We start from the raw sequence: 26,396 nt of genomic DNA, 5'->3' as shown, positions 1-26,396 counted from the left end.
ATAATGGTGAGGGACACTAAAAAATGTAAGGTAGGGGAGAGCATGAAAGGCTATTCAAAAAAAGTGTTAGTAGGGGTAAGTTTTGCTAGTTTTATGTTAGGGAGTTTTCAAGGGAGCACATTGGCAGAAAGTACAAAGGGAGAGCAAGCTTCTTATCGGAATGTGCTCAAAATGGAGCCAGTTGGTGTACAACTGCCAGTGCAAGAATTAGCTCATTCATCAAAAGTGCTTGAAAATAAGTCTTTTGAGAAAAGGCTGCAATTTGCTGATTTGTCGCAAAGACCGCCTGAAGTGAAAAAAGAAAGTAAGCAATTAGCTGCAGCGAAAACTTATACAATTGCTGAATTAAATCAATTAAGCAATCAGCAGTTAGTAGATTTACTTGTAACAATTGATTGGGAGCAAATTACGGGTCTATTTCAATTTAATAAGGATAGCCTTGCATTCTATCAAAATGATAGTAGGATGCAGGCAATTATTGATAAATTGAAGCAGCAAGGACAAGCTTATACGAAAGATGATTCCAAAGGGATTGAAACTTTAGTAGAAGTATTACGATCAGGATTTTATTTAGGATTTTATCATACAGAATTAAGTAAACTAAATGAGCGGAGCTATCATGATAAGTGCTTACCTGCATTAAAAACGATTGCGAATAACCCGAATTTCAAACTCGGTACGTTAGAACAAAATAGAGTTGTATCATCATACGGAAAATTAATAGGAAATGCTTCGAGTGATGTGGAAACGATAACATCAGCTGCAAAGATTTTTAAACAGTATAATGATAATTTTTCTACATTGGTAGACAATCTATCAGCCGGAAATGCGATTTACGATATTATGCAAGGTGTTGATTACGATATTCAATCGTATTTATACGATACGAGAAAAGCACCGAAAGATACAATATGGTATCAAAAAATTGATAGCTATATTAATGAATTAAGTCGTTTTGCCTTAATTGGAACGGTGACAGCGAAAAATGGTTGGTTAATTAATAATGGTATTTATTATACAGGTAGACTTGGTACGTTCCATAGTACAGGAACGAAAGGATTACAAGTTGTAACAGATGCCATGAAAATCTATCCGTATTTAGGTGAGCAATATTTCGTAGCTGCTGAGCAAATTGCGACGAATTATGGCGGGAAAGATGCGAATGGTAAAGTGGTTGATCTAGATCAAATAAGAGAAGATGGTAAGAAAAAATATTTACCGAAAACGTATACGTTTGATGATGGAGCAATTGTGTTAAAAGCTGGAGATAAGGTGACAGAAGAAAAAGTAAAACGTCTATATTGGGCGGCAAAAGAAGTGAAGGCACAATTCCATCGTACGGTTGAAAGTGACCAGCCGTTAGAAAAAGGCAATCCTGATGATGTATTAACGATGGTTATTTATAATAGCCCAGCTGAATATCAATTTAACCGTCAATTATACGGGTATGAAACGAATAACGGCGGTCTTTATATAGAAGGAACAGGTACGTTCTTTACTTATGAACGTACGCCAGAAGAAAGTATTTATAGTTTAGAAGAATTGTTCCGACATGAGTTCACACATTACTTACAAGGTAGATATGAAGTGCCAGGACTTTGGGGACAAGGGAAGATGTATGAGAATGAGAGATTATCTTGGTTTGAAGAAGGAAATGCAGAGTTTTTTGCAGGGGCAACGAGAACAGATAATGTTGTACCGAGAAAGAGCATTATAGGAGGAATATCTTCAAATCCAGCAGAACGTTATACAGCAGAGAGAACGTTAAACGCAAAGTATGGAACGTGGGATTTCTATAATTATTCCTTCGCTTTACAATCGTACATGTACAATAAGAGATATGATATGTTTGACAAAATTCATGATCTTATTAGGAAAAATGATGTAACAGCATATGATGCATACCGCTCTGCTTTAAGTAAAGATGCGAATTTAAATAAAGAATATCAAGATTATATGCAAATGTTAGTAGATAACCGTGAGAAATATAATGTTCCGTTAGTATCAGATGATTATTTAGCAACTCACGCACCGAAACCAGTTTCAGATATTGCGGCAGAAATTACAGCAGAAGCAAAATTAAATAATGTATCAGTTAAGAAAAATAAATCACAGTTCTTTCATACATTTACACTACAAGGAACATACACAGGTACTACTGCAAAAGGAGAATATGAAGACTGGAAGACAATTACACAAAACGTGAATGATACGTTAAAACGTTTAAGTGCGAAAGAATGGACAGGCTATAAAACAGTAACAGCATACTTCGTAAATTATCGTGTAAATGCAGCAGGACAATTTGAATATGATGTTATATTCCATGGTATCAATACAGAAGAAGGTGCTGTGAATAAAGCACCACTTGCGGTTATAAATGGTCCATATAGCGGAAATGTAAATGAAGCAATTTCGTTTAAAAGCGATGGATCAAAAGATGAAGATGGGAAAATTGTTTCTTATAAATGGGAGTTTGGCGATGGTACGGTAAGTAATGAACAAAATCCGACTCACGTGTATACAAAAGAAGGAACGTATACAGCAAAATTAACAGTAACAGATGACAAAGGATTAACGAATACTGTTACAACGAATGTAACGGTTCAAAAGAAAGAAGATAATAGTATAGAAAAAGAACCAAATAATTCATTCCAGACAGCAAATAAACTGCAATTCAATCAAGTTTTACGTGCTAGTTTGGGAAATGGTGATACGAGTGATTTCTTTGAAATAAATGTGGAAACAGCGAAAAACCTGCAAATTAATGTAACGAAGGAAAATAATATCGGAGTAAATTGGGTACTTTATTCGGAAGCAGATTTAAATAATTATGTTACGTATGCACAGCAAGAGGGAAATAAGTTAGTAGGAAGTTATTACACGTATCCAGGAAAGTATTATTTACATGTGTATCAGTATGGCGGGGGAACAGGGAATTATACGGTAGAAGTAAAATAGTAAAAAGGTCGCCGTGAGTGGCGACCTTTTTGTTGCGTGTTATACAAAAAAATTTACAAAAGCTTGATAGGCACTACCAAGAGAAAATAACGTAGCTACCATATGTGCAGTCCATTTAGGCATACTTAAATTCAATACGATATTATACAAGATTTCATATAAGGGGTCCTCCCGCATAGACATAAGAAGATGACCGTCTTTGATATTCTAGGGATTGTGTATAAAACGACGGTGAAGCATAGACAAGCTGCCTAGCGAAAAAATAGCGTTTTAATAGGCTTATTTAGCATGCCTACTTTTTTATCACTTGCTAGTTTTGAAACAAGGATCATTTCGTATCTAGTAATTTACTTGGTTAGCTTGATGGGCATGCGGGAGGACCCCATGCCCATCAAGCTAAAGTTTTCTTTCTCTACAGTTAGTTATTTTGTGAAGTCGGTCGTTTTTTTGTTTTGGGGTGTTTACTTTTCTTAAGTTGATAGGTATGTATGGTGACCCCTAAAGGAGGATTTTTATTTGGAAAAGTGGAAAGTTGTTTTTTTAGAAGAAAAAGGGCTCTGTTACAAAGTTTCTTAACAGAGAAAAAGTTGGTATGATTGCAAATGGATTTTATGCAATCGTTAATAATTGTTGTAATTCATTATACGCTGAAAAACCGAAGTCATAGCTCAGACTTCGGTTTTTCAGCTGTACTCAATCTCACCTTTTTATTTCATAAAAAAAACTTTGCAACAGAATACTATATTTCCTATTAATATAGTTAATCCAATCGAGCAAGCCGAAAAAAACTTTTGAAATATGCATACTCCTTTTCTAATTAGATTAATATAAAAGGAATAGAAACGTTATAATATTTTTTAGTTTGGAAGAGCGTAAAATTTCACTTTAAATGTACCGTTAGAAGTATATCCGCTAGGAGGACCTGCGATATACAAATTCTTTCTATCATCTCCTGAAGGGATCGTTAGAATAGAACCATCTCTAACATTTGACCAAATCCCACGGTCTGAACCATTACGTATATCTTTTGCAACACCAAATGACAAAGAGGTAGCACCTGCTCCTTCTAAAACAACTCGTACTTTGGTACCTGCCGCGAGATGTTCAAGTGAAAAATTATTACTTGATCTACTGGTTTGACCAGGCTGTGCCTTATAGAGTGACTCCACTTCTGTTGTTAAAGTCCCAGTTACATTAGACAATTGGAATGTTTGATTATTACCACCATGGAAATTATATACTGTAACATTTGTTCCATTTGCAGTACCATAACCACTTACATCTAACACTTTGTTTTGATCCTTCTTATTCCTTACATAATAATATCCATTTCCTGCTTCTGTTAGTATCCAATATTGCTCTTCCTTATTTTGATTAGATGTAGCAACTACATTATTAGAACCATTAAGATCATTCCAAGCTAATACTAAATTTTGATTTGCTATATTTTTAATTTGGTATGCTGATTTATTTGAATCATATACTAGCTTCCATTTTTGATTATTAGCGTTGCCATTTTGCCACAATTGAACATTTCCATCTGCTTGATTTAAGTCAACGACACTACTATTATTTAAAATAGAAACTATTTGATAAGTACCACCATCTTCTAGTTCCGGTGCATAAGGGTCAAAGTTAATGGGTGGCTTTGCGTTAGCAAGGGCTTTTTCAAATCTTCCATCTTTGATCTCAAGTGTTGCATCTCCAAAGTTCGTAGTCATTAGTTTTTCACGAATATTTGGGCTTGGATAGCCATTCCAACCAACCATTGGTAGTTGGAGCCACTGGTGATAATAGTTTTCTGGCGGCTCGTCATTGCTATTAGCCAGGCGAAAAGCATGTGTCAAGCCGCCGTCCTTATGGTATACAATTTTCGGGTGGTTTCCATCGAATCTAACGTTTGAGCGAGGGTTAGTGTACCAATTACCATGTGCTGAATAAGTTACATATTGAACCTGACTATCTTTAACCCAAACTATTGTGTGTTCCCAGTCATGTCGATGTCCAAGCGCAACAGGGCCCGAAGTTTGTTGATCTTTCTCAAAGTAACTCGCATACATAATGGCAGTCCAACCATTATTTGATTTAGCCCGAGAATAAGTGTTTGAATTTTCCAGTCGGTTAACATCTCTACAGACACTTTCCGGGGAACCACCCAAACTTAGGCCAGGGTTAGTCGTGCCATCTGGAGAAATTGCTGCAGTCGCATAACACCCGTCTGTGTCGTAGTCATACTTAGGAGCATAATCTAACTCTATCTTTGACGCATTTTGTGGAAGTGCCTTGATTACATCCCCATATGCTTTTGGGGTAGAAAGAAAACTCTTATCAAATTCTCCACCTAAGTTGAATGCAAATGTACTCAATACTATTAACGCAGTCATTACTATTTTTGATATTAATTTCATGTTCCCCCTCCTAGTTATATAAATAACATACATCAAATTCTTTCTATCATCTCCTGAAGGGATCGTTAGAATAGAACCATCTCTAACATTTGACCAAATCCCACGGTCTGAACCATTACGTATATCTTTTGCAACACCAAATGACAAAGAGGTAGCACCTTCTCCTTCCAAAACAACTCGTACTTTGGTACCTGCCGCAAGATGATCAAGTGAAAAATTATCACTTGACCTGCTGCTTTGACCAGGCTGCGCACGATAAAGTGAATCTATCTCTCTTGTTAAATTTCCTGTTACATTAGATAATTTGAATTTTTGATTATTACCACCATGGAAATTATATACTGTAACATTTGTTCCATTTGCAGTACCAGAACCACTTACATCTAACACTTTGTTTGGATCCTTCTTATTCCTTACATAATAATATCCATTTCCTGCTTCTGTTGGTATCCAATATTGCTCTTCCTTATTTTGATTAGATGTAGCAACTACATTATTGGAACCATTAGAATCATTCCAGGCTAATATTAAATTTTCATTTGTGACACTTTTAAATTGATATGCATTTTTATTTGAATCATATACTAGCTTCCATTTTTGATTATTAGCGTTGCCATTTTGCCACAGCAGAACATTTCCATCTGCTTGATTTAAGTCAACGACACTACTATTATTTAAAGTAGAAACTATTTGGTAAGTACCACCATCTTCCAGTTCCGGTGCGTAAGGGTCAAAGCTAATAGGTGGCTTTGCTTCCTCAAGGGATTTTTCAAAATTTCCATCTTTGATTTCAATTGTTGCAGATCCAAAGTTCGTAGTCATTAGTTTTTCTCGAATAGCTAGGCTTGGATAGCCATTCCAACCAACCATTGGTAGATGGAGCCACTGGTGATAATGGTTTTCTGGCGGCTCGTCATTGCTATTAGCTAGGCGAAAAGCATGTGTCCCCCAGCCGTCCTTATGGTATACAATTTTCGGGTGTTTTCCATCGAATCTGACGCTTGAGCGAGGATTAGTGTACCAGTTACCATGTGCTGAATAAGTTACATATTGAACCTGACCATCTTTAACCCAAACTATTGTGTGTTCCCAGTCATGTCGATGTCCACCCACAGCAGCGTTGGGAGTCATTTGATCTTTCTCAAAGTAACTCGCATACATAATTGCAGTCCAACCATTATTTGATTTGGCCCGAGAATAAGTGTTTGAATTTTCTAGTTGGCGAAGATCTCTACAGTTACCGCTCAGCGAACCGCCCAAACTTAGACCAGGGTTAGTCGTGCCATCTGGAGAAATTGCTGCAGTCGCATAACACCCGTCTGTGTCGTAGTCATACACAGGAGCATACTCTAACTCTATATTTGACGCATTTTGTGGGAGTGCCTTGATTACATCCGCATATGCTTTTGAGCTAGAAAGATAACCCTTATCAAATTGTCCACCCAAGTTGAATGCAAATGTACTTAATACAATTAACGCAATCATTACTATCTTTGATATTAGTTTCATATTACTCCTCCTAAATGAAATGAATTTAATCGATAGTTACAACAGAACTTAGCTGAGTTTATCCAGAATTCATATTACTTATATATAAAACTCTCCTTTCTATATAAGTCCTCTTTAAAAAATCATCATGATAAATTTTTCAAAATATACGATACATAAACAATTGCATCATTTCCAACATCTTCTTTTCTGGTGAAAGCGCTAATATCATTTACTAGTAATAAAGTAAAAACAATCAATCTACTCTAATCACTGAATTTAATTAGAAGCCACTGTCTAAAATCCTTCTGAATCATCCGAAACAGTTGATGTAATGCATATTCATAATGGTTAATCATTCTTATACCTTTTTACATTTCCTCCTCTCTAGTTGAATATAGAGCTACTTCACAAACAGCATCAAGATGGGATAAATTTCAAACAAATATTTTATTTACTACCAAATTAATTTAAAGATTCTAACCATTTGATGCTTGGGTAAAATATAGCATATATTGTCGAAATTTGTCTACGATATATCAGAATTATTAAAAAATAAAAGATGGCATCGATGATTTTCGAAGGTTAACAGGTTCTGCTAAAAAGTTTTAATAACGAAAATACTATCTTTTTACAGTTATTAATGAGAATTTGACTTATATTTTTCATTTTTGGGACAATTAATTTCTTAAGCTACTAGATGTGTAATGATATCTACAATGTAACGAAGATGGAATGATGGTTAAAGATTGGAAAATATCAATGGAAAATGGTATTACTTTTATGAAAAAGGTCCCAATGCTACAAAATTTAATACTATGAATGGAAAAACGTATTACTTTGATAATAACGGCGCTATGTCTACTGGATGGTTGAAAGAAAATAACAATTGGTACTACTTAAATGCAAATGGATCAATGAAAACAAATTGGTTACAAAAAATAGAAGTTGGTACTATTTACAATCTAACGGTGCAATGGCAATAGGGAAGGATGGCGTTTTGGTATGTCTATTTCTGTATCTGATGAATTACAACTATTTGCTCAAGAGATTCAAAGTTTTTTATCTCCAGCATTAGAACCCAAAAGATAAATAACTTGAAAATTTTATTTTTTTTTACAGATAACTCACAAAAGTAACATATTTCAATCTTATTGTTATATGTAATGATTATTTTATATAGCTAGTCTTTTTCAAAATAATTATTACATATACAGGAGGTTTTGAAATGGATATGGATTCCTATTACTGGGAAATGGTAAAAAAGAATATTGGTGTTTATTCAAAAGCGGAACAAGAATGTCTTAGGAATAAAAGAGTAATTATCTTTGGTTTAGGGGGAGTAGGAGGTTACGAAGCAATCCTCTTTTCTAGGATGGGGATTGGGCATATTACAGGGGTCGATCCAGATGAATTTGAAATATCTAATATAAACAGACAAATGTTAGCCCTTTCTAGTGTGGTGGGAACACCAAAAGCAAAAGTTGCAGAACAGGTAGTAAAAGATATACATCCCTATATTTCAACAAACTTCTTACAAGCAAAAGTAGATGAAGACAATGTAATGGAACTGATAAAAGGACACGATATTGTGGTAGAAGCTGTAGATGATATGCCTTCCAGGGTAATTATACATAGAACAGCTAGGGAATTAGGTATACCGAGTGTAGGGATGTCAGGCAGTCCACCTACAAGAGGATTTGTTTCTACATTCTATCCAACTGGAATTCCTTATGAGGAGGCATTGAATGTGTCGATTGTAGGTTCAAAATTAACAGATCCTAAACTAAGGCAACAAATTACTGATGTCAAGAAAAAAAGAGCATGGTATTCAGTCGAAAAAGGAGCACCAGAAGATTGGGCACAAGATTTTTGCGACGGAAAAGTAGGATGGATTATTACCCCTATGCGTGCTCATCTTTTATCACTTTTTAGTTTTCATGAAGCAATTCAAGTGCTAACAGGTCGTGAACCTTTAGCTAGAGCACCAAAGGGCATAGTTATAGATGTAGATAGTCTCACTCCTGTCCAGGTAAAAGACGCACCAGAAAACGGTTGGGATTATGCAACATTATAAGGGGGAAGCAAATTTGTTCACTGAAAATATAAATACACAAAATATATATGAAGAGAGCTTTACACGAAATATTGGTGTAATTTCTATAGAAGAACAGAAGAAATTAAAGAATGCTCGTGTTACTGTAGTGGGTGCTGGAGGAGTAGGGGGGATTACACTTATCCAGTTGGCACGAATGGGGATAGGAAATCTTCATGTGATTGATCAGGATGTTTTTGAAGCGAGTAATATTAATCGACAAATGCTTAGCTCTATAAGTAATTTAGGGAAGTCAAAGGCACTTGTGGCTCTAGAAACCTTAAAAGACATTAATCTTTTACTACAAGTAAAGATCACACAAGAGTTTGTTACAGAAAATAACGCAAAAGATCTGCTAGCAAATACAGATATCATTATAGATGCTACTGATAATTTGGTCGCAAGGGTTATTATTCACCGTACGGCTCAAGCTTTAGGAATCCCTTCTATCTGGATTGCTGTTACTCCTCCTTTTAGAGGTGGGGTAATGTCATTAACCCCTGAATCTGTCCCTTATGAAATTGCATTAGGATATCCTTCTTATCAACAAGAACTGACGCCTGAAATGCAAAATAGAATTCATAGTTTAAAAGATGGACGGGCCCTGTATTCTATCAAACATGGTGCAGATGAACAGTGGGCGAATAGCTATGTGAAAAAAGATCGCCCATGGGCTGTACTATCTCCTGTTGCAAATATTGTTGGGATTCTAGCAAGCTTTGAAGCATTCAAGTTTATTGTAAATCGAGAAGATTTACAACCTATAACCAGTCCAAATATTATACAAATTAACCTTTCAGATCCAAATATGGTACAGGTATGTGAACCTGAAAACGGCAGTTGGAATTATACAACTTTATAGAAGAGGAAAAATATATGGTTTCTTTTATACTGCTAGGAATTATTTTTATACTTGCTTTGGTTATTAAAGATTATGCATTAGCTAGTGCCGCAAGTTTACTAGGTGTGTTGCTTGCTATTGGGCAAAAAGCGATATTGCATTATATTCAACAATATGCCTTTCCGATTGGAATTTTCTTTCTCATGTTATTTCTTTTAGTGCCCATCACATCTGGGAAGATTACCATTGAAAACATAATAAAATGTATTACCTCTCCTATTGGTTTGGGATCAATTTTAGCGGGTTTTATGGTTTCGTTTATAGGAGGAAAAGGGGTAGGGGTTCTACCTATGAATCCTACCATATTATTAGGCGTTTTAATTGGTACTCTGATTGCCGTATTGTTTACAAAGGGGTTACCAGCTGGATTAATTATTGCAGCTGGAATTATAGCCATCATTTCTATGAAATGAAAGGGAATTTAAAAATGAAGAAAAATTGGAAATATATAAGTTTAATAGGAGTATTCTTTATTCTTTTACTGTCTAGCTGTTCTAATCACCAAGAGGTTCCAAAGAAGAGCAAAGAATCTAAAATAGCAAAAGAAGAATATAAAATTTCACAAGAAGACGAAACATTATTTTTACTTCATAAAAGTATAAATACCAAAAAACAGTATACATCTGACGAAATCATTTTGTTTTTAGAACCGTTTAGCGTTCCTACTGCAGAAGCTTTTGATGTATCAAAATACTCATGGATGGATGCGTATGCTAAAAAAGGATATGACACGTGGGCAATGGATTTTAGAGGATTTGGGCAATCTTCAAGACCGAAAGAAATGTCAGAACCGCCTAACCAAAATAAACCAATCATTCATTTGGACGATGCAACAAAAGATTTAGAAACGGTTGTGAATTGGATTAAAAGTAAAAGGAATGTAAAAAAAATTCATCTTGTTGGCTGGTCATATGGGGGAGTGGTAGCTGGAAATTATGCAATATCACATTCTAATGATGTTAATAAACTTGTTTTATATGGATACATGCATGGATTTACGCTTCCAATGATGACAGAGCCCTTTGACAATCCGTTACAGCGAGGGGAATTTAATCCTCATGCACCCTCTTATCAAGCTGTAGACTTTGATAAAGGAATGCATCACTGGCATATGATGATGGGCGAGAAAAAAATTGTAACAAATGAAGCTATGGATTCTGTAAAAGAAGTATTTCTTCGCTCAGATCCAATTAGCGAGAAAAATAATGGCATAATTCGTCGACCGATGGGGCCTCTTGAAGATTTATATTCTATTTGGAATAACCGTCCTTTATATGATGCATCTCAGATTACTTCTCCTGTGCTGGTTATTTATGGAGAAGATGATTTATTTGCCAATAGAGATATGTTGTCAAAATTAACAGGTACCAAACATAAAAAGGAAGTTGTGATTCCTGATGCTACGCACTGGGCTGTTTATGAAAAAAATCACCCTATACTATTTGAACAAGTATTGAACTTTATAGAAATGAAAGAAGGAAAAGAGTAATGAGCCAGAATATAACAATATTAGATGCCACTTTACGCGAAGGCGAACAACAATGTGGCGTCCGTTTTTCAAAAGAAGATAAAATTAACCTGCTTCATATGCTGGAGAATTTTGGAATCACCTTAATTGAGGTTGGACATCCTGGGGTTTCTCGTGAAGAAGAGGAGATCTGCCAAGAGGTTGCTGCCTCTGCAGAACATGCTGATATTTTAATGCATGCTCGAGCAAAAAAAGAAGAAGTTCATGCTGCTTATCGAGCAGGTGCCGATTGGGTAGGAATTTGGGCGTCTATTAATCCAATTTCTTTGCAAACAAAGTATACCAATCGATCAAAAGATTATGTGGTAAGCCAAGTGAAGGAAGCAATTGAAGAAGCTAACATTTTAGGAATGAAAACCAGATTTACAATTGAAGATGCTTCCAGAACTACCTGGGAAGATATCGCTTACCTTGGACACATTGCATCTGAAGCTGGAGCAAATCGAATTAGCTTAGCTGATACGGTGGGAATTTGGGAACCTAATGAGTGTGCAACCATAGTCAAGAAAGCGGTTGAAACATTCCCCTGTGAAATTGAAGTACACCTACATAATGATTTAGGACTAGCACTAGCGAATGCTCTTGCGGCTATTGATGCTGGGGCTTCTGTCATTGATGCAACTTTATGCGGGATAGGTGAACGGGCTGGGATTGTTGATTTACTAAATTTATCTGTTCTGTTATCACAAAAATATAATCAATACTTTCAATTAAAAATGATTCCAGAATTAACACAATCTCTTCAATTGGCTACAGGTTGTAAAGTTGATCATTGGAGACCTATCATTGGAAAAAATGTTTTTACACATATAGCACCTTATCACATAAAAGCTGTGAATCATAATGTTTTAGCATATGAAGGAATTCAACCTGAAATGATAGGAAGAGTGAGAAAGATACAACAAAAACGGGTAGAACGAAAAAGCCCTCGCCTTTCAAAGAATTTACGCGTTAGCAAACCATTTGTAAAAGGGGCGTCTGAACTTTTGTATCATAGGGATGGACCAGGGGAACGATGGGTACAAATGGATCATAGAACAGATGAGCGTGCATCATTTTATGTAATACAACGTATATTCTGTAATCAACATATGGACGAAAACTTGGAAGGGCATGTGGATTATCATGCACATCATTGTGATAGTGCTTTTATTTTTTGGGGTAATAACATAGATGGGACAGGGCTTATATGTGAAGTGGAAATCGAAGGAGACGTGGAAATCATTGAAAGCCCTGCATCTGTTTTTATTCCATCCGGTTTTAAACATAAATACAAGTACCTTTCAGGTGTAGGAACATACACAAACATTGTACTAGCCCCTAATTATAATTCAAGTTTGTTAGAAGAAGATCTTTCGAAATTATATATATATTAACAAAGATTAGAAACAGATGGGATCCAATTGATTTTTTGAATCCTATCTGTTTCTTTGAATGGCCCCAAAAAGAAGGAATTTTTGCCGCGTCCCTATAGCGTCCTTTCTCAAAATAAATGAGTACAAAATTAATTTATCCTCTTTTATCATAAATACTTGTATTTACAAAATGGCTGTGAAAATATAAGTGAAATTGGAGGGTTTATGCTCTTAATATTTATTTTATATTATATAAACAAACTTAAATATATTAGGGAGTTAATAGTAATATGAGAGAAATTGAAATTATAAAATCAAAAGAAACAATGACTATTATATGGCAAGGTGCAATGATAAGTATTCCCTTAGAGGACATACTTAATGTTTATAAAAATAATAATAATATTACAGACACTACCAAAGTGGTGAATATCGGAAAATGCTTTCAGTATTCAGAACATATCTTTATTAGAACAAAGAAATTAGATTACTTATTATTTACAACTAATAAGGTAGCACTTCTAAATAAAATCAACCTTTAATTATTGTAAAAAATACTTTAAAAGGCTCTGGTACAAAATTGACCTTTATATCAGTAGTAAATGGGTTGTGAAAACTACCAAGCTTTTTCTAAAAAATCCGTGGTTTCTTAGGTTCTGTTGCGAAGTTGTGTAAATGAATTTACATTCTTGAAAAAAGGAATAAAGAGAATCACAAATGCAATACTTTAAAGAGAAACAGTTCAAAAAGAATATTATCTTGGAAGCTAGATGAAACTTATATAAAAAGGAAGACTTTCAAAATGAGAAAGTCTTCCTTAGCTTTTTCCTAATCCCAATTAATATCCCCAGTAGTTATAGCTCCTTTAGCTTTGCAATAACCTTGACCTATACATTCTAGTTTTAGACTATATTTACCTCGACCTAGTTGTTCGTTTCTTTCAAACATATCACCTGGTTGCAATGTCTTTTCATACTTGACTTCATGATTTTTATATAATGTTACCTTTATGGGTACCTTACTTTCTGAATAATTTGATACATGAAAGTAAGGACTGTATTTTTTCGTGGTTAATTCTCTTGTTTGTTGGGATTTTATATCTACTAAGTTTGCCATGCTGATTCGTAAATCTTTTTGCTCTTCATATTGTTGTAGTTGGTTCCAAATCGCTTCATGCCCCTCTGGTATATGTGTAGTAAATAAAAACGTATCAATTTCTTCAAAATGGATTGGATTTTTATCAGTTTGTTTATAAACCTTATCTTGGAAAATTGAAATAAACCCCTTATTGATGAGGAAAAGTCCTAGTCCCCCTAATACTAAAAAAATAACTATACCTAAAATGGAAAGTTTAATGGACTTTTGTTTGAATGCATGTATTTTATATATCCTCCTCGTGCCGACGGGTCAAGTCTATAAATAATATAATAATTATCAAATAGTACTATATTTAATATACTCATATTTGTCAATGTGACTTATTGTAAACAATGAGATTAGCTCTTGAAAAAATTTTGCCGACATTTCTCTGAAATATGTACGATATCGGTGTCTCATACTCATTCAGCTAATACCTTCGGTATTGTTTTGAATGTTTACTAATGCTTATTGCATGATTTCGTTCCATGGCTAAACAGACCCCTAAGTTATTGCAATTCATCTTTTTTATAAACGATTAGACTTTTTCAAACCGGCACTTTTCCACTTCTCTAAGAATCACATTAGATTTTAGAAGAAGATATAAGGTTTTCAAAGAGCAATCTGTACAAATATATGGTAGCAAACATGTTGGCTTATGCCAACCGACATGCATCTCCCACCCAAAATTAGTGTTTCACACCTTCACATTTTTGAGGAAGGAGTCTTCTGTCGGAAAACGATAAAAATTGTTACAAATAATCAACAACAAAAAAGAACCTAATTAATAGGCTCTTTTTTGTTGTTGATTATTTTTGTGCTAAAATACGTTCAACCTCATCTATGCCTAATTTACTGGCTTTAGCAATCGTTTCAAGTGGTACACTAAGTTCATGCATACCTTTAATCATCTGTATTTTCCCTTGCTGAACCCCTTCTTGAATTCCTTCTTTTTTTCCCTCATTACGAGCATGAGCAAACTTTGCAGCCTCATCCATTAAGGCCTTTTCTCTTGCTTCATATGCTTGACGAAAAGAAGAATCTTGACTCATACGTTCCCACTTATTCATTGTTTTTGTAAAATCGGATCTTGATTCATGGCAATGTCCTCCAATGTTTGTGTGAGATACTCATCTTCATTCGCTGGTAACAATAATAACCAACGAACAAACGAATCTTCCCACGGATTAACTTTTTCTTCACGCCATTGCTGTAGTAACTTTGGAATCTCTACAATATGAACTTCTATATCATCACTTAATAACTTTTGTTGTTGTTGATTCCAAAGGATTCCTGTTGTATGAAACGCTTCATATTCTGGAAACATCACAAAGTTTAATAATTTTATGGTAATCGTTTTATGAAGTGAGCTATAAGGCATTCCTTTTTGCAATTGAGAGGTGTATAACCTTCCCCAATAATACAAGCTTCGTTTAATCATATCGTGATTATTATTCAATTGTATTTCTACATTTACCTTTGTACCTGTATTTAATGTAGCCGAAATATCTAAAATCGATAATTTATCTTCTTCATATTCTCGATGCAAATGTGGATCTTCTAATTGTAAGGCAACAATAGGTGATTCTAAAGAATCTTTTAATATGGCATTTAAAAAAGCAACTAAAATATCTTCATTCCCATTTGTGCCAAATAACTGCTTAAATGCAAAATGGATACGTAAATTTACTAATGAATTGGACATGGTTTTCCTCGTCCTGTTTCAGACTATATCTTTACCTTTATTGTACATAAAACTAAAGTCAATATGCAAACAATCCCCTATGATTTATATAGGGATAAATCTTTCTCTTAAAGGAAGGGTTCTTTTTTACAATAGGAAACTGTTTGTTAAGAAAATCTTAAGAAGCTCCTCCACTTTTTATTAAGAAATGCTCTTTATACTTGGAAATGCGTTAAAGATTCTTCTTATTTAAACTTGAAAAATGAATGAAATCACACTTAATCATATAAGAAAAAGAAAGGTGGAAATGAAAGATGAAAAAAGCTTGGATTGCAGTGTCAGGATTAGTTGTTGTAGGGGGGGGATTATTAACTTATATGGGAGGAGAAACAATAGATAGATTTAATCCATTAGTGAAAGAAAAAGATGTGTACGTCCTTACAAAAGGGGAAGCAAAACCTGATGGTAAAAGATATTTTTACATGTTAAACGGAGTTGATGAATCAGGCGATGAAAATACCATTAAAGTAGGGGTTTCTGGTAAGGATGATTATCCAGATTCTTATTTAAAGGTTCATGTAAAAGGAAAGTATGTTTACAAATTTGAGAAAGTGCAGGAAAAAGAAGTTCCTGAGAAAGCAAAAGAAAAACTTGAAAAATAAATAATGAATTTATGAAGTTAAAAACAAAGGTAGGAGAATATTATGAACCACTCAGTTGTAAATGTCAAAAATGTTCAAAAAGTGTACGGTAAAAAAGGTGAAAATCAGTCACACGCTTTAAGAGATGTATCTTTCTCGATTCGAGAGGGAGAATTTGTTGGAATCATGGGACCGTCTGGTTCAGGAAAAACAACTTTATTAAATGTAATTTCAACATTAGATGTAGTAACGGGCGGCATTGTTGAAATTGCTGGTATCGATATAACTAAAATGAAGCAAGGAGAGCTTTCAGATTTTCGTTCTCAAAAATTAGGATTTATCTTTCAAGATTTCAATTTATTAGAGAATCTATCTATTTATGAAAATATTGCACTGCCACTTTCACTTCAAGGAGTCCCATCGCGTAAGATTGGTCCAAAAGTAAAGAAGGTAGCCAATATGTTAGGGATTTCGGAAATACTTCAAAAATACCCATCCGAGGTATCTGGCGGACAAAAACAACGTTCTGCAGCAGCACGCGCGCTTGTACATGAACCAGCAATTATTTTAGGGGACGAGCCAACAGGGGCACTAGATTCAAAAAATGCAAAAAGCCTTTTAGAAGCAATGAAAAATCTAAATGAAAAACAAGATGTTTCGATTATGATGGTTACGCATGATCCATATAGTGCAAGTTACTGCCAACGCATTTTGTTCATTCAAGATGGTGAGTTATATAAAGAAATACATCGTATTGGTACACGTGAGGCGTTCTATAAAGAAATTTTAGATGTACTTGCGGATTTAGGTACACAAAAAGGATAAGAAAGGACGTCCACCATGATATTTAAACTTTCTATGTCAGGGCTAAAAAGTAAGCTAAAAGATTATATTGTCTTACTAGTTGGTCTTGTTATGTCAATTTCAATTTTTTACATGTTTCAAACGCTAGCATTAAATAAAACATTTGTTGAAGCAAATACTACTATTCGGTCAATTGCGCCTGTTTTTCAAACAGGTTCAGCTCTATTAGCGATCATTACATTCTTCTATGTTCTATATGCAAATTCTTTTTTAATGTCTCTTCGCCAAAAAGAATTTGGGATGTATATGATGTTAGGTGCAAAAAAACATAAGGTTACATTACTTATGTTTCTAGAAACGATTATTATTGGGGCAGTATCCTTAGTAATTGGAATTACAGTAGGAATAGGGCTTTCACAAGGGATTGGTAAACTCCTCATGAAGCAACTGGATTTTACTGCGAGTGGTTACCAAGGGTTTTATGTACCATCTATGTTAGTTACTTGTATGTTCTTTTTGGTATTATTTGTGTTATCTGCCATTATGAATGGTGTGAAATTATCACGCATCTCCGTTCTGCAACTTGTACATGCAGATGCTTCAGCAGAACGTACAATGATTAAAGGTAAGTGGACTGGGATTGTTTCATTTTTAGCCATTATCTTATTAGGAATTGGATATGCTTCGATGATTTATATGGATGAGTTAAAAGAGCAAGGTCCTATGATTGCGATGCTTACAACTACAGCGGGAACGTATTTGTTATTTACTTCTGTCCTTCCGCTTATCATTAAAAAATTAAAGAGTAATAAAAAGCGTAGTGAGAAAGGTCTTAATGCTTTTACATTTGCTCAATTAAACTTTCGTATTAATAGTTTAACAAAGGTACTCGCAACAGTAGCAATGTTAGTAGCACTTGGTGCGGGGGCGATTTCAGGTGGGATGGCCTTCAAAAATAACGTAATTCAATCGACGGATCAACTTGAAATATACGATACAGTCATTCATAATCCAAAAGCTGAAGAAAAGAATATTCTAGAGGGTATTACATTTAAAGAAAAGAATGAATATCACTATAAAGTAGATGAAAAATATGTTTACTACTTAAAAGAAGATTTAGAGAGAAATCGTCCACTTGTGCAATCTGGAACAGAAAAAAAAGATAGAAAGAAAGTAAAACGAGTTTCTGAAAATCTTCCTGTAGGAGCCATTTCAAAATATGGTGAGGAGAATACCAATATTATCCCAGAAGAGTGGGATGACGCTTTACGCTCTCTTCAACCAACCTATTTAAATTACATGGAAAAAGTAAAAAAAATAGTAGATCAAAAAATGTACGATGGCATACAAGAAAAAGAAAACATTGTTGTAATTGGAAAAACTGAGGATTTTGTAACATATTTAGATAAATGGAAAAAAATTGACGAGTTGCAGCTAGTTAAATATAAAAATATCACAGTTGAAGATATCTTCAGCAAATATCAAATATACACTATGATTTACGCCAGTGCCAGCGGAACAGTATTTATGGGGTTCTTCTTAGGTATTGCTTTCCTTGCGATGATGGCAAGCTGCCTAATGTTTAAGATTCTTTCGGGTGCATCAAAAGATATTGTACGCTATGAAATGCTTCGTAAAATTGGAGTCCGTCATGAATTATTAGCAAAATCCATTTATAAAGAGTTATTTTTAGTATTTTTATTTCCAGGGATAGTAGGTATGATTCATGTATTATTGGGTATGAAGATTTTTGGTTTCATCTTAATTGACCCATATTTCCGTATTTGGTTACCAATCTTGATTTTCGTAGTTATCTATTCAATCTATTATCTTATTACAGTTCAATTATATAAAGGAATTGTTCTTCCTGAAAAAAAGTAATGAGAATGTGATGTTTTACTGTATATGCTTTATACTTAATTAGGATATCCAATATTTATTAGCTACCTTGTTAACTTTCTTTTAGTTAACAAGGTAGCTAGGTTTGATTTAAGCGAATATTTCCTATATGGTGACCCCTAATAGAAAGAATGATTTGTCTAACCAATACGTACAATAAATAGATTGGGATTTTGTAATACAAATCGTTTTTAAAATTGATGTACATAGTATGTAAATATTTTATTGTTATTGGAGGGGTTCCGTATTGGTTGATAATATTCAACAACTTATTCAAGAACATAAACAATTTTTCCATCATGATTATACAAGAAGTCTTCAATTCCGGCTTGAACAGTTAAAACAGCTAAAAAATTCTATTCAAAAATATGAAAATCAAGTGCTGAATGCATTATATCAAGATTTACACAAAAGCGAGTTTGAAGCATATGCTGCAGAAATTGGTTTCGCCTATAACAGTATCAATTTTATAATGAAATACTTAAAACAGTGGATGAAACCTCAAAAAGTAAAAACACCTATTCATTCTTTGCCTTCCAAAAGCTACATAATAAAAGAGCCTTATGGTACAGTGCTAATTATTGGACCTTTTAATTATCCATTCCAATCATTAATGGAACCTCTTATCGGTGCAATAGCGGCAGGAAATTGTGTAGTTCTCAAGCCTTCAGAAAATGCACCCAATGTTTCAGCGGTAATTAACAAAATGATAAGTGAAACATTTGATAAGCAATATATTCGTGTAATTGAAGGAGACAGAGAAATAACTTCTTTATTAATTCATGCACCATTTGACCATATCTTTTTTACAGGTAGCATTCAAGTTGGAAAAATTGTTATGGAAGCTGCAGCGAAAAATCTTATACCAATAACATTAGAGCTTGGTGGCAAAGGACCAGCTATTGTCGATGAAACAGCTAACCTCAATATAGCTGCCAAACGGATTATCTGGGGAAAGTTCATAAATGCTGGGCAATCCTGTATTGCACCTGATTATGTTATTGTACACGAATCTGTTAGGGTAAAACTGATTTCGAAAATGAAAGAAATCATCACAAGCTTTTATGGATCAGATGTATTAAAAAGCAAAGATTATGGTCGAATTGTCAATGAGAGACAATTCGATAGACTTATTTCTATATTAGAACAAGACCAAAGTCATATAATATTTGGTGGTAAATCATCTAGAAGTCATTTATATATTGAACCAACACTTCTTGAAGTAAAATCATGGGATGTTGCAGCTATGAAAGAAGAAATTTTCGGGCCGATTTTACCAATAATGGAGTACATCGATTTAGATAAGGTTATCCATATGGTTAACAACCATCCTAAACCGCTAGCTTTATATGTGTTTACTGAAAATAAAAGCGTTGAAAAACAAGTATTAAGCCAGATTTCTTTTGGAGGAGGATGCGTCAATGATACAATGTCACATATGGCTAATCTCCACTTGCCTTTTGGTGGAGTAGGAAGTGCGGGGTTTGGTGCCTATCATGGGAAACATAGCTTTGATGCTTTTACACATCGTAAAAGCATTTTAAAGAAAAGCTCAAGGATAGACTTAGGGATTGTATTTCCGCCATATAGGGACAAAATTAAAATTTTGCGAAAGATTTTTAAGTAATCAAAACAAATTAGTAACCGCCCTTGGTGAAATGGGACGAATAGAAAAAACTATCTTTACCTTAGACTATATCTCAAGTAAATCGATGAGAAGAAAAATACAAAAAGGCTTAAATAAGGGTGAAGCCACAAATGCCCTAGCCAGAGCCATATTTTTCGGAAAGAGGGAAGAGTTTAGAGAGCGAGCCCTTCAAGATCAATTACAACGGGCTAGTGCACTTAACATTATTATTAATGCGATAAGTGTATGGAATACGGTCTATATGGAAAAGCCGTAGAAGAATTAAAATGTACAGGGGAATTTCGAGAAGATTTAATGCCGTTTATATGACCTTTAGGTTGGGAACACATCAATTTCTTAGGAGAATATAAGTTTGAGGGATTGCATTCAACAAGTTTACAATCCTTACGCCCTTTAAATATGAAAGAGCCGATTTACTCTTAACGGGGTAAAATTCGGCTCTTTTTTCAGATTTATTCTCTTAGCGTGGTTTTTTTCTGAAATGCTGGCGGTACCCATGCCCATCAACTTAAGAACGGAAGCAAAATGAACTTTTGTTCAAATAAACTAAAAAACTCTTAAAACACTTTTTCTCCTTAAAAATGAGCATGCTAAATAAACCTAGGTAGGTATTATTTTTAAAGGTTATGCAGCTTTCTTTTGTTTTTTCAATCCACTATACTCATAGATAACACCCATAATATCAAAGACTGTTTTTTTCTCATATCGATGAGATTTCCGCCCGTTTTTCTGTTAATCGATAGATAACCACTCTTGTAACTAGTTTTTGTTCCTTTCCAATATACGCTTCTTTTATTTCATACGTTTGTCCTGGTTTTAACGTGTTCATCAGGTGCTCTAAATCAACTTGAATATACTGTGATTGTTTTTTTACTGTCCCATTTCGAAAGTATTCGGGGGACGGATTTTTCATATACACCGTATGGTTTAATTTCAGCCTTGATATATAGTACACACCACGTTGATCTATTTGATCTAAGTCTTCCAGTGAAAAATAACCTAGATCACGAATACATAAATCTCCTGGTCGTAAGGTTGCTAAACACTCTGTTCCAAAGGTTTTATCATTATTTTTTCCTGGTTCCACTTGGAAATTTAAAAACTGGCCACTATGTAAATCATATTCTAACTGGATTTTTATACCCACTGTTTGAGCACAACCACCTGATCCAGGATACACGCTAGATAAATGCTTTGGCACTTGAAAAATCGTTGCATCTAAAATACGAATTCGTTGAAAATAAGCAATTGAAGAACTAGGAATAAATGATGTTTCACAAATTTTACTTTTTAATAACGAAGAGAAAATATGTTTTAAAAAGCAAACAGCTTTTTATTGAAGCGCTTATTGAGTCCTTCTGGACTCATAATTGTTCCTGTAACAGCATGAAGTTGACTACACAGTCTCACTAAAGAATCACTCGCTACTCGTTGACTAATCCAAACACATATAGTAGCTAAATCATGCCCTGAAAATTTACGTTTCCGTTGTACAAAACCTAGTTCTCTAGCGAGATTTTCCAAAAATGAAGGAGTAAGATGTTCATATAATTCTTCAGCAAATAATTGTAGTTCACTCTGAATCGAAAGATTCATAAAAAACATCATCCTTTCTAAGGCTACTAATTTAAGTCTTTAATTTATAGCTGTAGAATAGATAATAATGAATAAAGAAAATAATCAATATATAATTTAAAGAGAACTAATGTACATTTATTTTTAAATGTGAGTTCTGAAAAATAAAAGCCTTTTCTCAATACCGAGAAATTAGGCTTTTTAGCATACGCTTCATTTTGCACATTCGCAATCATCTAAATAATATACAACAAATATTTCCCGATCTTCATCTATTTCTGATGCACATCTTTTTAATGGCTTCCCCTGTAGAGCAGGATTAAAAATTAAAAGATGAGGTAGTAAATCAGAAGTACTTTCTTTCTCAAGAACATGAAGCACCTCTCTTTGCGATGGATCATCTTCATATTTTCGGTATTCAACACATCTAAAGTTGTATTTCTTTGATTGATTTAGGTAAGTTGTTTCTTCCTCCAACTTTTTAAGTTTAATTCTCACTACATCATCAATCCAAGAGCCTATATTCTCGTAAACTACACCATTACTTACAATGTAATCGGTTATTAATCTCGCAGATAGCTCTTCATTTTTTAAGTTTTTACGTGAAAATAAAACTTCTTTCGCTTCAGTAATATATTCGATGGTATTCATTTTTGTATTAGCCTCCTTCACTAGGTTTAAAATTAGCTTATACTATAAATAAGACAGATTTTGTCATATTTTTTGAAAAAGGTGATTAAATGTCTAAGACTAAACGTATCATTAGAATAATGCTGGCATTAAACAATAATAATTCCATCACTGCAAAGGAACTTGCTAAATCCGAAGGAGTCTCAGAGAGAACAATCCTCCGAGATATACAGGAGCTAAGTGAAATTTACTTTCCAGTCTATTCAGAAAGAGGTAGAAATGGAGGATTTAGTACACTAAAAAATAAAATGATCCCTCCCATTTGGTTTAGTGAGGATGAAATAATAGCTTTATTTTTTGCAATAGATGCCATGCAATATGTTGGCTCCACTCCTTTTTCTTCTTCATATGAAGTAATTTTAAATAAACTATTCAATATGATTCCTCAAGAAACTTCCGATGCAATTGAGAATACTAGAGACAAAATCTTGATGTGGCAACCAAATATTAAAGTGGATAAAAAGACGCTAAGAAACCTTTATGATGCATCTATAGAAGAAAAAACTGTAAATATCTTATATGAAACAACAGAAGATGAACTCTATAGAGAGATAGAACCTATGGGCTTATATGTATATAACGGGCATTGGTATTGTCCTGCTTACTGTAGAATGAGAAGAGGCATAAGGCTTTTCAGAGTAGATCGAATAAAAAAAACAATTATTAATTCTGACTCTCATTCCACTAATATCCATTTTAATGTTAAAGAATGGTTATATTCTGAGTATGAATCTAATCCCATAAAGCTCGAAGTGAGTTTAAGCAAAGAGGGAAAAAGAAAAGCTGAGGGTATATCATGGTTAAGAGATAATATGGAATATAATTCAGATGGAACCGCGAAAGTAACAAAGAATATTAACCCTTCAGAAGAGTGGTTTTATGTTGAACTACTTTGGAATATTGGACCTGAAGCAGAAATAATAGAACCTGTTTTCATAAAAAATAAGCTTATTGAAAGGGCTAAATCAGTGATAACAAAATATAATAACTTGTAGCTTAATTTGCATTTAATTTTATACTACTAGGATGGATCGCTTAGATAATTGTTCCTTTATTCAACTAAAGGGTGCAATTGTGGCATAAAATAGATAAAAAATAATCAAACTTATTTCAAACCCACAACGGATGATGTTCCTATTAGCAACGAATTGTATTTATCTTCCTAAGTCTATTAAAACGCCATAATCCCCTACTATTGGTTTAGAAAGTAGGGGGGTATTTTTTTTGTAAAAGATTTATCATTTTTTCTCAAAGCACTACACTACATTTAGAAAGAATAACGTTTTTTTACACTTGGGGGTAGTCGGATTTCTTAAGTTGATGGGCATGGGTGCTACCCAAGAAGTGCTTAAAAATTATTATTTTGAGTTCATCTTACTTGATTGTACCCATTCCACCAATTTTAACATGTACATTAACTTTAACATCAGCCTTCGATAATGCTTTGCCCCATTGTTTTTGGACCCTTTTCCAATCCTTATATGTATACGCTCGTGCATACACTCCAAATCCTATAGGGTCAATTTCTGCTTTTTGTATTTTCTTTATGAAATGTTCTAAATCACTTTCCAACTCCTTTTCAATGCTTTTTTCTAATCTCTCCGCTTTATCCCTAACATTAAAAGGGAACAGTCGTTCTGAAATTAAAATTCTCGTATGTACATTTATATTAAACAAAAAATTTTTTTTGTATTGTACGCTTGTTTTTACTTTGGTACCTTGAGCATTAAAACTTAACCAATGTTTTTCTTTGCTTTCAGATTGTAGCGGTATAGCAATAGTAAATGGAAATTCTCCCTGTATCTTATTTTGTAAAATGCTTAATAATAAATTTTCTTTTGGTGTAATAGTTAGCTTATATCTATTCTGTTCATCAAGTAATGTAGAACCTGTCAACTTTAAATTATTATCCTTTTTAAGTACACTTATACTCGCTGTCATTCCTTTTTCTTTTGTTTGGTTATGAAAATCTTGAAGAGTCGTTTTTACAGTAATATTTCTTCTATGTCCAGTCTCAATTAGTTTTGTCAAAAATATAGGAAGACGAGGTTTATTTTTAGGAGCATAATAAATTATGTCTGAAACAGGTCCATCCACAGCAACAATTTTTGAAGTAACCGTGTTTTTGGGATCTCGATAAAAAGGATCTAAATAATCAGCCCACTTCTTTTGTTTTAAAAGTCGTTTACCAATCAAAATAAGTTGTGTCTTGCTCCCTGATGTCAAGGCCATAACCATGGTATCAAATTTTTCACGAGAGTTTCGCACAGTAACAGATTTTACACCATATTGTTCCTCTTTAATCTTAGCCTCTTTATTGAAAACAGGACTGGATAAGTATACTTTCAAATTATCATTTTCATCCAAATCTAAACCCAGTATAAGCGTGAGTGTAACATCTTCTACATTCATTTGGTCTAAATCTGAACACCCTGTGAGTAACAGTAGGTGAATTAAAACACAACATAATATTTTTTGCTTCAATTTGCTTCCCTCCGAAAGTATTTTTTGTAGATTAAGTTATATATCCATAAAAATACAGGGAATAAGAAAGCTAATACAAGTCCACCTTTCGATGTGAGATTTTGAAATAGTTCAGATTCATTCCATGAGGGATGAATCCAAAACGTTACTATAATTACTGCCAATAATAAAATAGATACTTGAAGAGTATGATCTTGTTTTCCAATTAGTCGACTAGAACAAAACGCAGCTCCGTATACACAAGGAATCCATGCAGTAGAGACGACAAGTAAGTAAATAGATAATAAAATCATGTCAAACCGTTCTAAAAAACGAAATTCAATAACTTTAAGTAAGTTTAGTACGGGTTGATTAAATTCTAAAATTGCATCTGGACTGAAGTATAAAAAGCAAATAACTATAGTAAATAGATAAAATACAAATGTTAAGGTATTTGCTATAATAATGCCTTGCGTTGCATATTGCTTTTTTTGTAAAAAAGGATACAGAAAAAATGCCATTTCAAATCCTATAAAGGAAAAGATAGTAGATGGAACAGCCGAAAATATAGGTTTCCAGCCCTCCTTTAATAATGGAAGAAAGTGTAACCAATTGCTATCTTTTAATGGTATGAAGAAAAAAAATGGAATCCACATTGTCATATAAAAACATAATTCACAGTATCGACCTATTATCCGAACACCATTGCGTGCAACCAGAAAGGTTGGAATAGAGAACAAAAACAAAATAATATAGTCGGCTGTTTTTGGAAGAAGCCATGCCTTAATATAAAGCATGCCATTAATTAGAACTGTCCATGCGTAAAAAGCAAAATATATCATATAAAGAATAATTACCATGCTACCAATGATTTTCCCAAAAAATCGAATAAGAATTTCATATAAGGTATCATTTGGATAGTGTTTCGCTGTTTGAATTAGTAAAATGCTGGAGGTCATAGCGCAAAACCATCCAATAAATAGTGCTATCCAGCTATCTGTGCCAGCTTTTTCTGCAAGTACCCTTGGAAGGGATAGGACTCCAGTTCCCACTTGTGAGGCATTAATAATAAAAATATATTGCATGACAGTGATGTCATTATGTGCATATTTTTTCATATTT

The 26,396-nt window shown here is 33.9% G+C and carries 18 protein-coding genes and 3 pseudogenes; 14 read left to right on the top strand and 7 right to left on the bottom strand.

Annotated elements, in window-relative coordinates:
* Positions 1-42: 42 nt before the first annotated feature.
* A complete protein-coding gene (colA, locus tag EKQ63_RS18530) occupies positions 43-2,958 on the top strand; it encodes a collagenase ColA (protein WP_087954686.1) in 2,916 nt (971 codons plus the stop codon).
* Positions 2,959-3,815: 857 nt separating this feature from the next.
* Here colA and EKQ63_RS30355 read toward each other — a convergent pair.
* Entirely contained in the window at positions 3,816-6,875 is a 3,060-nt protein-coding gene (locus tag EKQ63_RS30355) for an NPP1 family protein (RefSeq protein ID WP_223290763.1), read from the bottom strand.
* Positions 6,876-7,603: 728 nt separating this feature from the next.
* Between EKQ63_RS30355 and EKQ63_RS30595 the strand changes: the two genes are divergently transcribed.
* The 7 genes from EKQ63_RS30595 (at position 7,604) to EKQ63_RS18480 (ending at position 13,275) form a co-directional block, all read left to right on the top strand.
* Positions 7,604-7,840, top strand: a complete 237-nt coding sequence (locus EKQ63_RS30595; RefSeq protein ID WP_373605219.1) for a hypothetical protein — start codon at positions 7,604-7,606, stop codon at positions 7,838-7,840.
* Positions 7,841-8,082: 242 nt separating this feature from the next.
* Positions 8,083-8,931 (top strand): HesA/MoeB/ThiF family protein, encoded by an 849-nt coding sequence (locus EKQ63_RS18505; RefSeq protein ID WP_087954688.1) that lies wholly within the window; start codon positions 8,083-8,085, stop codon positions 8,929-8,931.
* A gap of 13 nt (positions 8,932-8,944) precedes the next feature.
* On the top strand, positions 8,945-9,811 hold the full coding sequence (locus EKQ63_RS18500; RefSeq protein ID WP_087954689.1) for a HesA/MoeB/ThiF family protein: 867 nt from the start codon (positions 8,945-8,947) through the stop codon (positions 9,809-9,811).
* Between the two features lie 14 nt (positions 9,812-9,825).
* Complete coding sequence (locus EKQ63_RS18495; protein WP_042514318.1) at positions 9,826-10,263, top strand: DUF441 family protein; 438 nt, start codon at positions 9,826-9,828, stop codon at positions 10,261-10,263.
* A 14-nt stretch (positions 10,264-10,277) separates the two neighbouring features.
* Positions 10,278-11,339 carry an alpha/beta hydrolase gene (locus tag EKQ63_RS18490; protein ID WP_088328220.1) on the top strand — a complete coding sequence of 354 codons (1,062 nt, stop codon included), beginning with the start codon at positions 10,278-10,280 and terminating at the stop codon, positions 11,337-11,339.
* Positions 11,339-12,754 carry a homocitrate synthase/isopropylmalate synthase family protein gene (locus EKQ63_RS18485; protein WP_143881395.1) on the top strand — a complete coding sequence of 472 codons (1,416 nt, stop codon included), beginning with the start codon at positions 11,339-11,341 and terminating at the stop codon, positions 12,752-12,754. The genes EKQ63_RS18490 and EKQ63_RS18485 overlap by 1 nt, the downstream gene beginning before the upstream one ends.
* Before the next feature lie 269 nt (positions 12,755-13,023).
* Positions 13,024-13,275 carry a SunI/YnzG family protein gene (locus tag EKQ63_RS18480; protein ID WP_087954693.1) on the top strand — a complete coding sequence of 84 codons (252 nt, stop codon included), beginning with the start codon at positions 13,024-13,026 and terminating at the stop codon, positions 13,273-13,275.
* Between the two features lie 286 nt (positions 13,276-13,561).
* On the opposite strand, the gene EKQ63_RS30345 is transcribed toward EKQ63_RS18480, so the two are convergent.
* The gene (locus EKQ63_RS30345) at positions 13,562-13,849 is read right to left on the bottom strand and encodes a hypothetical protein (RefSeq protein WP_223290762.1); all 288 of its coding nucleotides are present in this window, start codon (positions 13,847-13,849) and stop codon (positions 13,562-13,564) included.
* 830 nt (positions 13,850-14,679) lie between these two features.
* Positions 14,680-15,575 (bottom strand): annotated as a pseudogene (locus EKQ63_RS18465) (Rpn family recombination-promoting nuclease/putative transposase).
* A 293-nt stretch (positions 15,576-15,868) separates the two neighbouring features.
* Here EKQ63_RS18465 and EKQ63_RS18460 point away from each other — a divergent pair.
* The 5 genes and pseudogenes from EKQ63_RS18460 to EKQ63_RS18440 all read left to right on the top strand — a co-directional run.
* Positions 15,869-16,216 carry a YxeA family protein gene (locus EKQ63_RS18460; RefSeq protein ID WP_087954697.1) on the top strand — a complete coding sequence of 116 codons (348 nt, stop codon included), beginning with the start codon at positions 15,869-15,871 and terminating at the stop codon, positions 16,214-16,216.
* A 42-nt stretch (positions 16,217-16,258) separates the two neighbouring features.
* Complete coding sequence (locus EKQ63_RS18455; protein WP_087954698.1) at positions 16,259-17,020, top strand: ABC transporter ATP-binding protein; 762 nt, start codon at positions 16,259-16,261, stop codon at positions 17,018-17,020.
* 15 nt (positions 17,021-17,035) lie between these two features.
* Positions 17,036-18,880, top strand: coding sequence for an FtsX-like permease family protein (locus EKQ63_RS18450; RefSeq protein ID WP_143881392.1), 1,845 nt, complete (start codon positions 17,036-17,038; stop codon positions 18,878-18,880).
* A 265-nt stretch (positions 18,881-19,145) separates the two neighbouring features.
* Positions 19,146-20,525, top strand: a complete 1,380-nt coding sequence (locus EKQ63_RS18445) for an aldehyde dehydrogenase (protein ID WP_143881391.1) — start codon at positions 19,146-19,148, stop codon at positions 20,523-20,525.
* Positions 20,521-20,969, top strand: a pseudogene (locus tag EKQ63_RS18440) (Tn3 family transposase); the annotation flags it as partial. The gene EKQ63_RS18445 and the pseudogene EKQ63_RS18440, both read left to right, overlap by 5 nt.
* Positions 20,970-21,261: 292 nt before the next feature.
* On the opposite strand, the pseudogene EKQ63_RS18435 reads toward EKQ63_RS18440, so the two are convergent.
* Both EKQ63_RS18435 and EKQ63_RS18430 read right to left on the bottom strand, forming a co-directional pair.
* A pseudogene (locus EKQ63_RS18435) lies at positions 21,262-22,142 on the bottom strand (IS4 family transposase); the annotation flags it as partial.
* Between the two features lie 192 nt (positions 22,143-22,334).
* The gene (locus tag EKQ63_RS18430; protein ID WP_087954701.1) at positions 22,335-22,772 is read right to left on the bottom strand and encodes a hypothetical protein; all 438 of its coding nucleotides are present in this window, start codon (positions 22,770-22,772) and stop codon (positions 22,335-22,337) included.
* 89 nt (positions 22,773-22,861) lie between these two features.
* Here EKQ63_RS18430 and EKQ63_RS18425 point away from each other — a divergent pair, with 89 nt between their 5' ends.
* Positions 22,862-23,806, top strand: coding sequence for a helix-turn-helix transcriptional regulator (locus EKQ63_RS18425; protein WP_143881390.1), 945 nt, complete (start codon positions 22,862-22,864; stop codon positions 23,804-23,806).
* Positions 23,807-24,185: 379 nt separating this feature from the next.
* Here the strand turns inward: EKQ63_RS18425 and EKQ63_RS18420 are convergent, their stop codons facing one another.
* Together EKQ63_RS18420 and EKQ63_RS18415 are read right to left on the bottom strand one after the other, a co-directional pair.
* Positions 24,186-25,295: a Ger(x)C family spore germination protein gene (locus tag EKQ63_RS18420; RefSeq protein ID WP_087954703.1), complete on the bottom strand. Its 1,110-nt coding sequence runs from the start codon at positions 25,293-25,295 to the stop codon at positions 24,186-24,188.
* Positions 25,292-26,392 (bottom strand): GerAB/ArcD/ProY family transporter, encoded by a 1,101-nt coding sequence (locus EKQ63_RS18415; protein WP_087954704.1) that lies wholly within the window; start codon positions 26,390-26,392, stop codon positions 25,292-25,294. Before EKQ63_RS18415 ends, EKQ63_RS18420 begins: the two co-directional genes overlap by 4 nt.
* Positions 26,393-26,396 lie beyond the last annotated feature (4 nt).

The sequence above is a fragment of the Bacillus sp. BD59S genome, assembly GCF_007363175.1.
Taxonomy (GTDB): domain Bacteria; phylum Bacillota; class Bacilli; order Bacillales; family Bacillaceae_G; genus Bacillus_A; species Bacillus_A pacificus.
This window is presented reverse-complemented; position numbering and strand designations above follow the sequence as displayed.

Excerpts from the sequence above, each read along its gene's own strand:
- colA (WP_087954686.1), top strand. The coding sequence starts at position 43 with ATGAAAGGCTATTCAAAAAAAGTGTTAGTAGGGGTAAGTTTTGCTAGT.
- EKQ63_RS30355 (WP_223290763.1), bottom strand. The coding sequence starts at position 6,875 with ATGAAACTAATATCAAAGATAGTAATGATTGCGTTAATTGTATTAAGT.
- EKQ63_RS18505 (WP_087954688.1), top strand. The coding sequence starts at position 8,083 with ATGGATATGGATTCCTATTACTGGGAAATGGTAAAAAAGAATATTGGT.
- EKQ63_RS18495 (WP_042514318.1), top strand. The coding sequence starts at position 9,826 with ATGGTTTCTTTTATACTGCTAGGAATTATTTTTATACTTGCTTTGGTT.
- EKQ63_RS18490 (WP_088328220.1), top strand. The coding sequence starts at position 10,278 with ATGAAGAAAAATTGGAAATATATAAGTTTAATAGGAGTATTCTTTATT.
- EKQ63_RS18485 (WP_143881395.1), top strand. The coding sequence starts at position 11,339 with ATGAGCCAGAATATAACAATATTAGATGCCACTTTACGCGAAGGCGAA.
- EKQ63_RS18480 (WP_087954693.1), top strand. The coding sequence starts at position 13,024 with ATGAGAGAAATTGAAATTATAAAATCAAAAGAAACAATGACTATTATA.
- EKQ63_RS30345 (WP_223290762.1), bottom strand. The coding sequence starts at position 13,849 with ATGGCAAACTTAGTAGATATAAAATCCCAACAAACAAGAGAATTAACC.
- EKQ63_RS18460 (WP_087954697.1), top strand. The coding sequence starts at position 15,869 with ATGAAAAAAGCTTGGATTGCAGTGTCAGGATTAGTTGTTGTAGGGGGG.
- EKQ63_RS18455 (WP_087954698.1), top strand. The coding sequence starts at position 16,259 with ATGAACCACTCAGTTGTAAATGTCAAAAATGTTCAAAAAGTGTACGGT.
- EKQ63_RS18450 (WP_143881392.1), top strand. The coding sequence starts at position 17,036 with ATGATATTTAAACTTTCTATGTCAGGGCTAAAAAGTAAGCTAAAAGAT.
- EKQ63_RS18430 (WP_087954701.1), bottom strand. The coding sequence starts at position 22,772 with ATGAATACCATCGAATATATTACTGAAGCGAAAGAAGTTTTATTTTCA.
- EKQ63_RS18425 (WP_143881390.1), top strand. The coding sequence starts at position 22,862 with ATGTCTAAGACTAAACGTATCATTAGAATAATGCTGGCATTAAACAAT.
- EKQ63_RS18415 (WP_087954704.1), bottom strand. The coding sequence starts at position 26,392 with ATGAAAAAATATGCACATAATGACATCACTGTCATGCAATATATTTTT.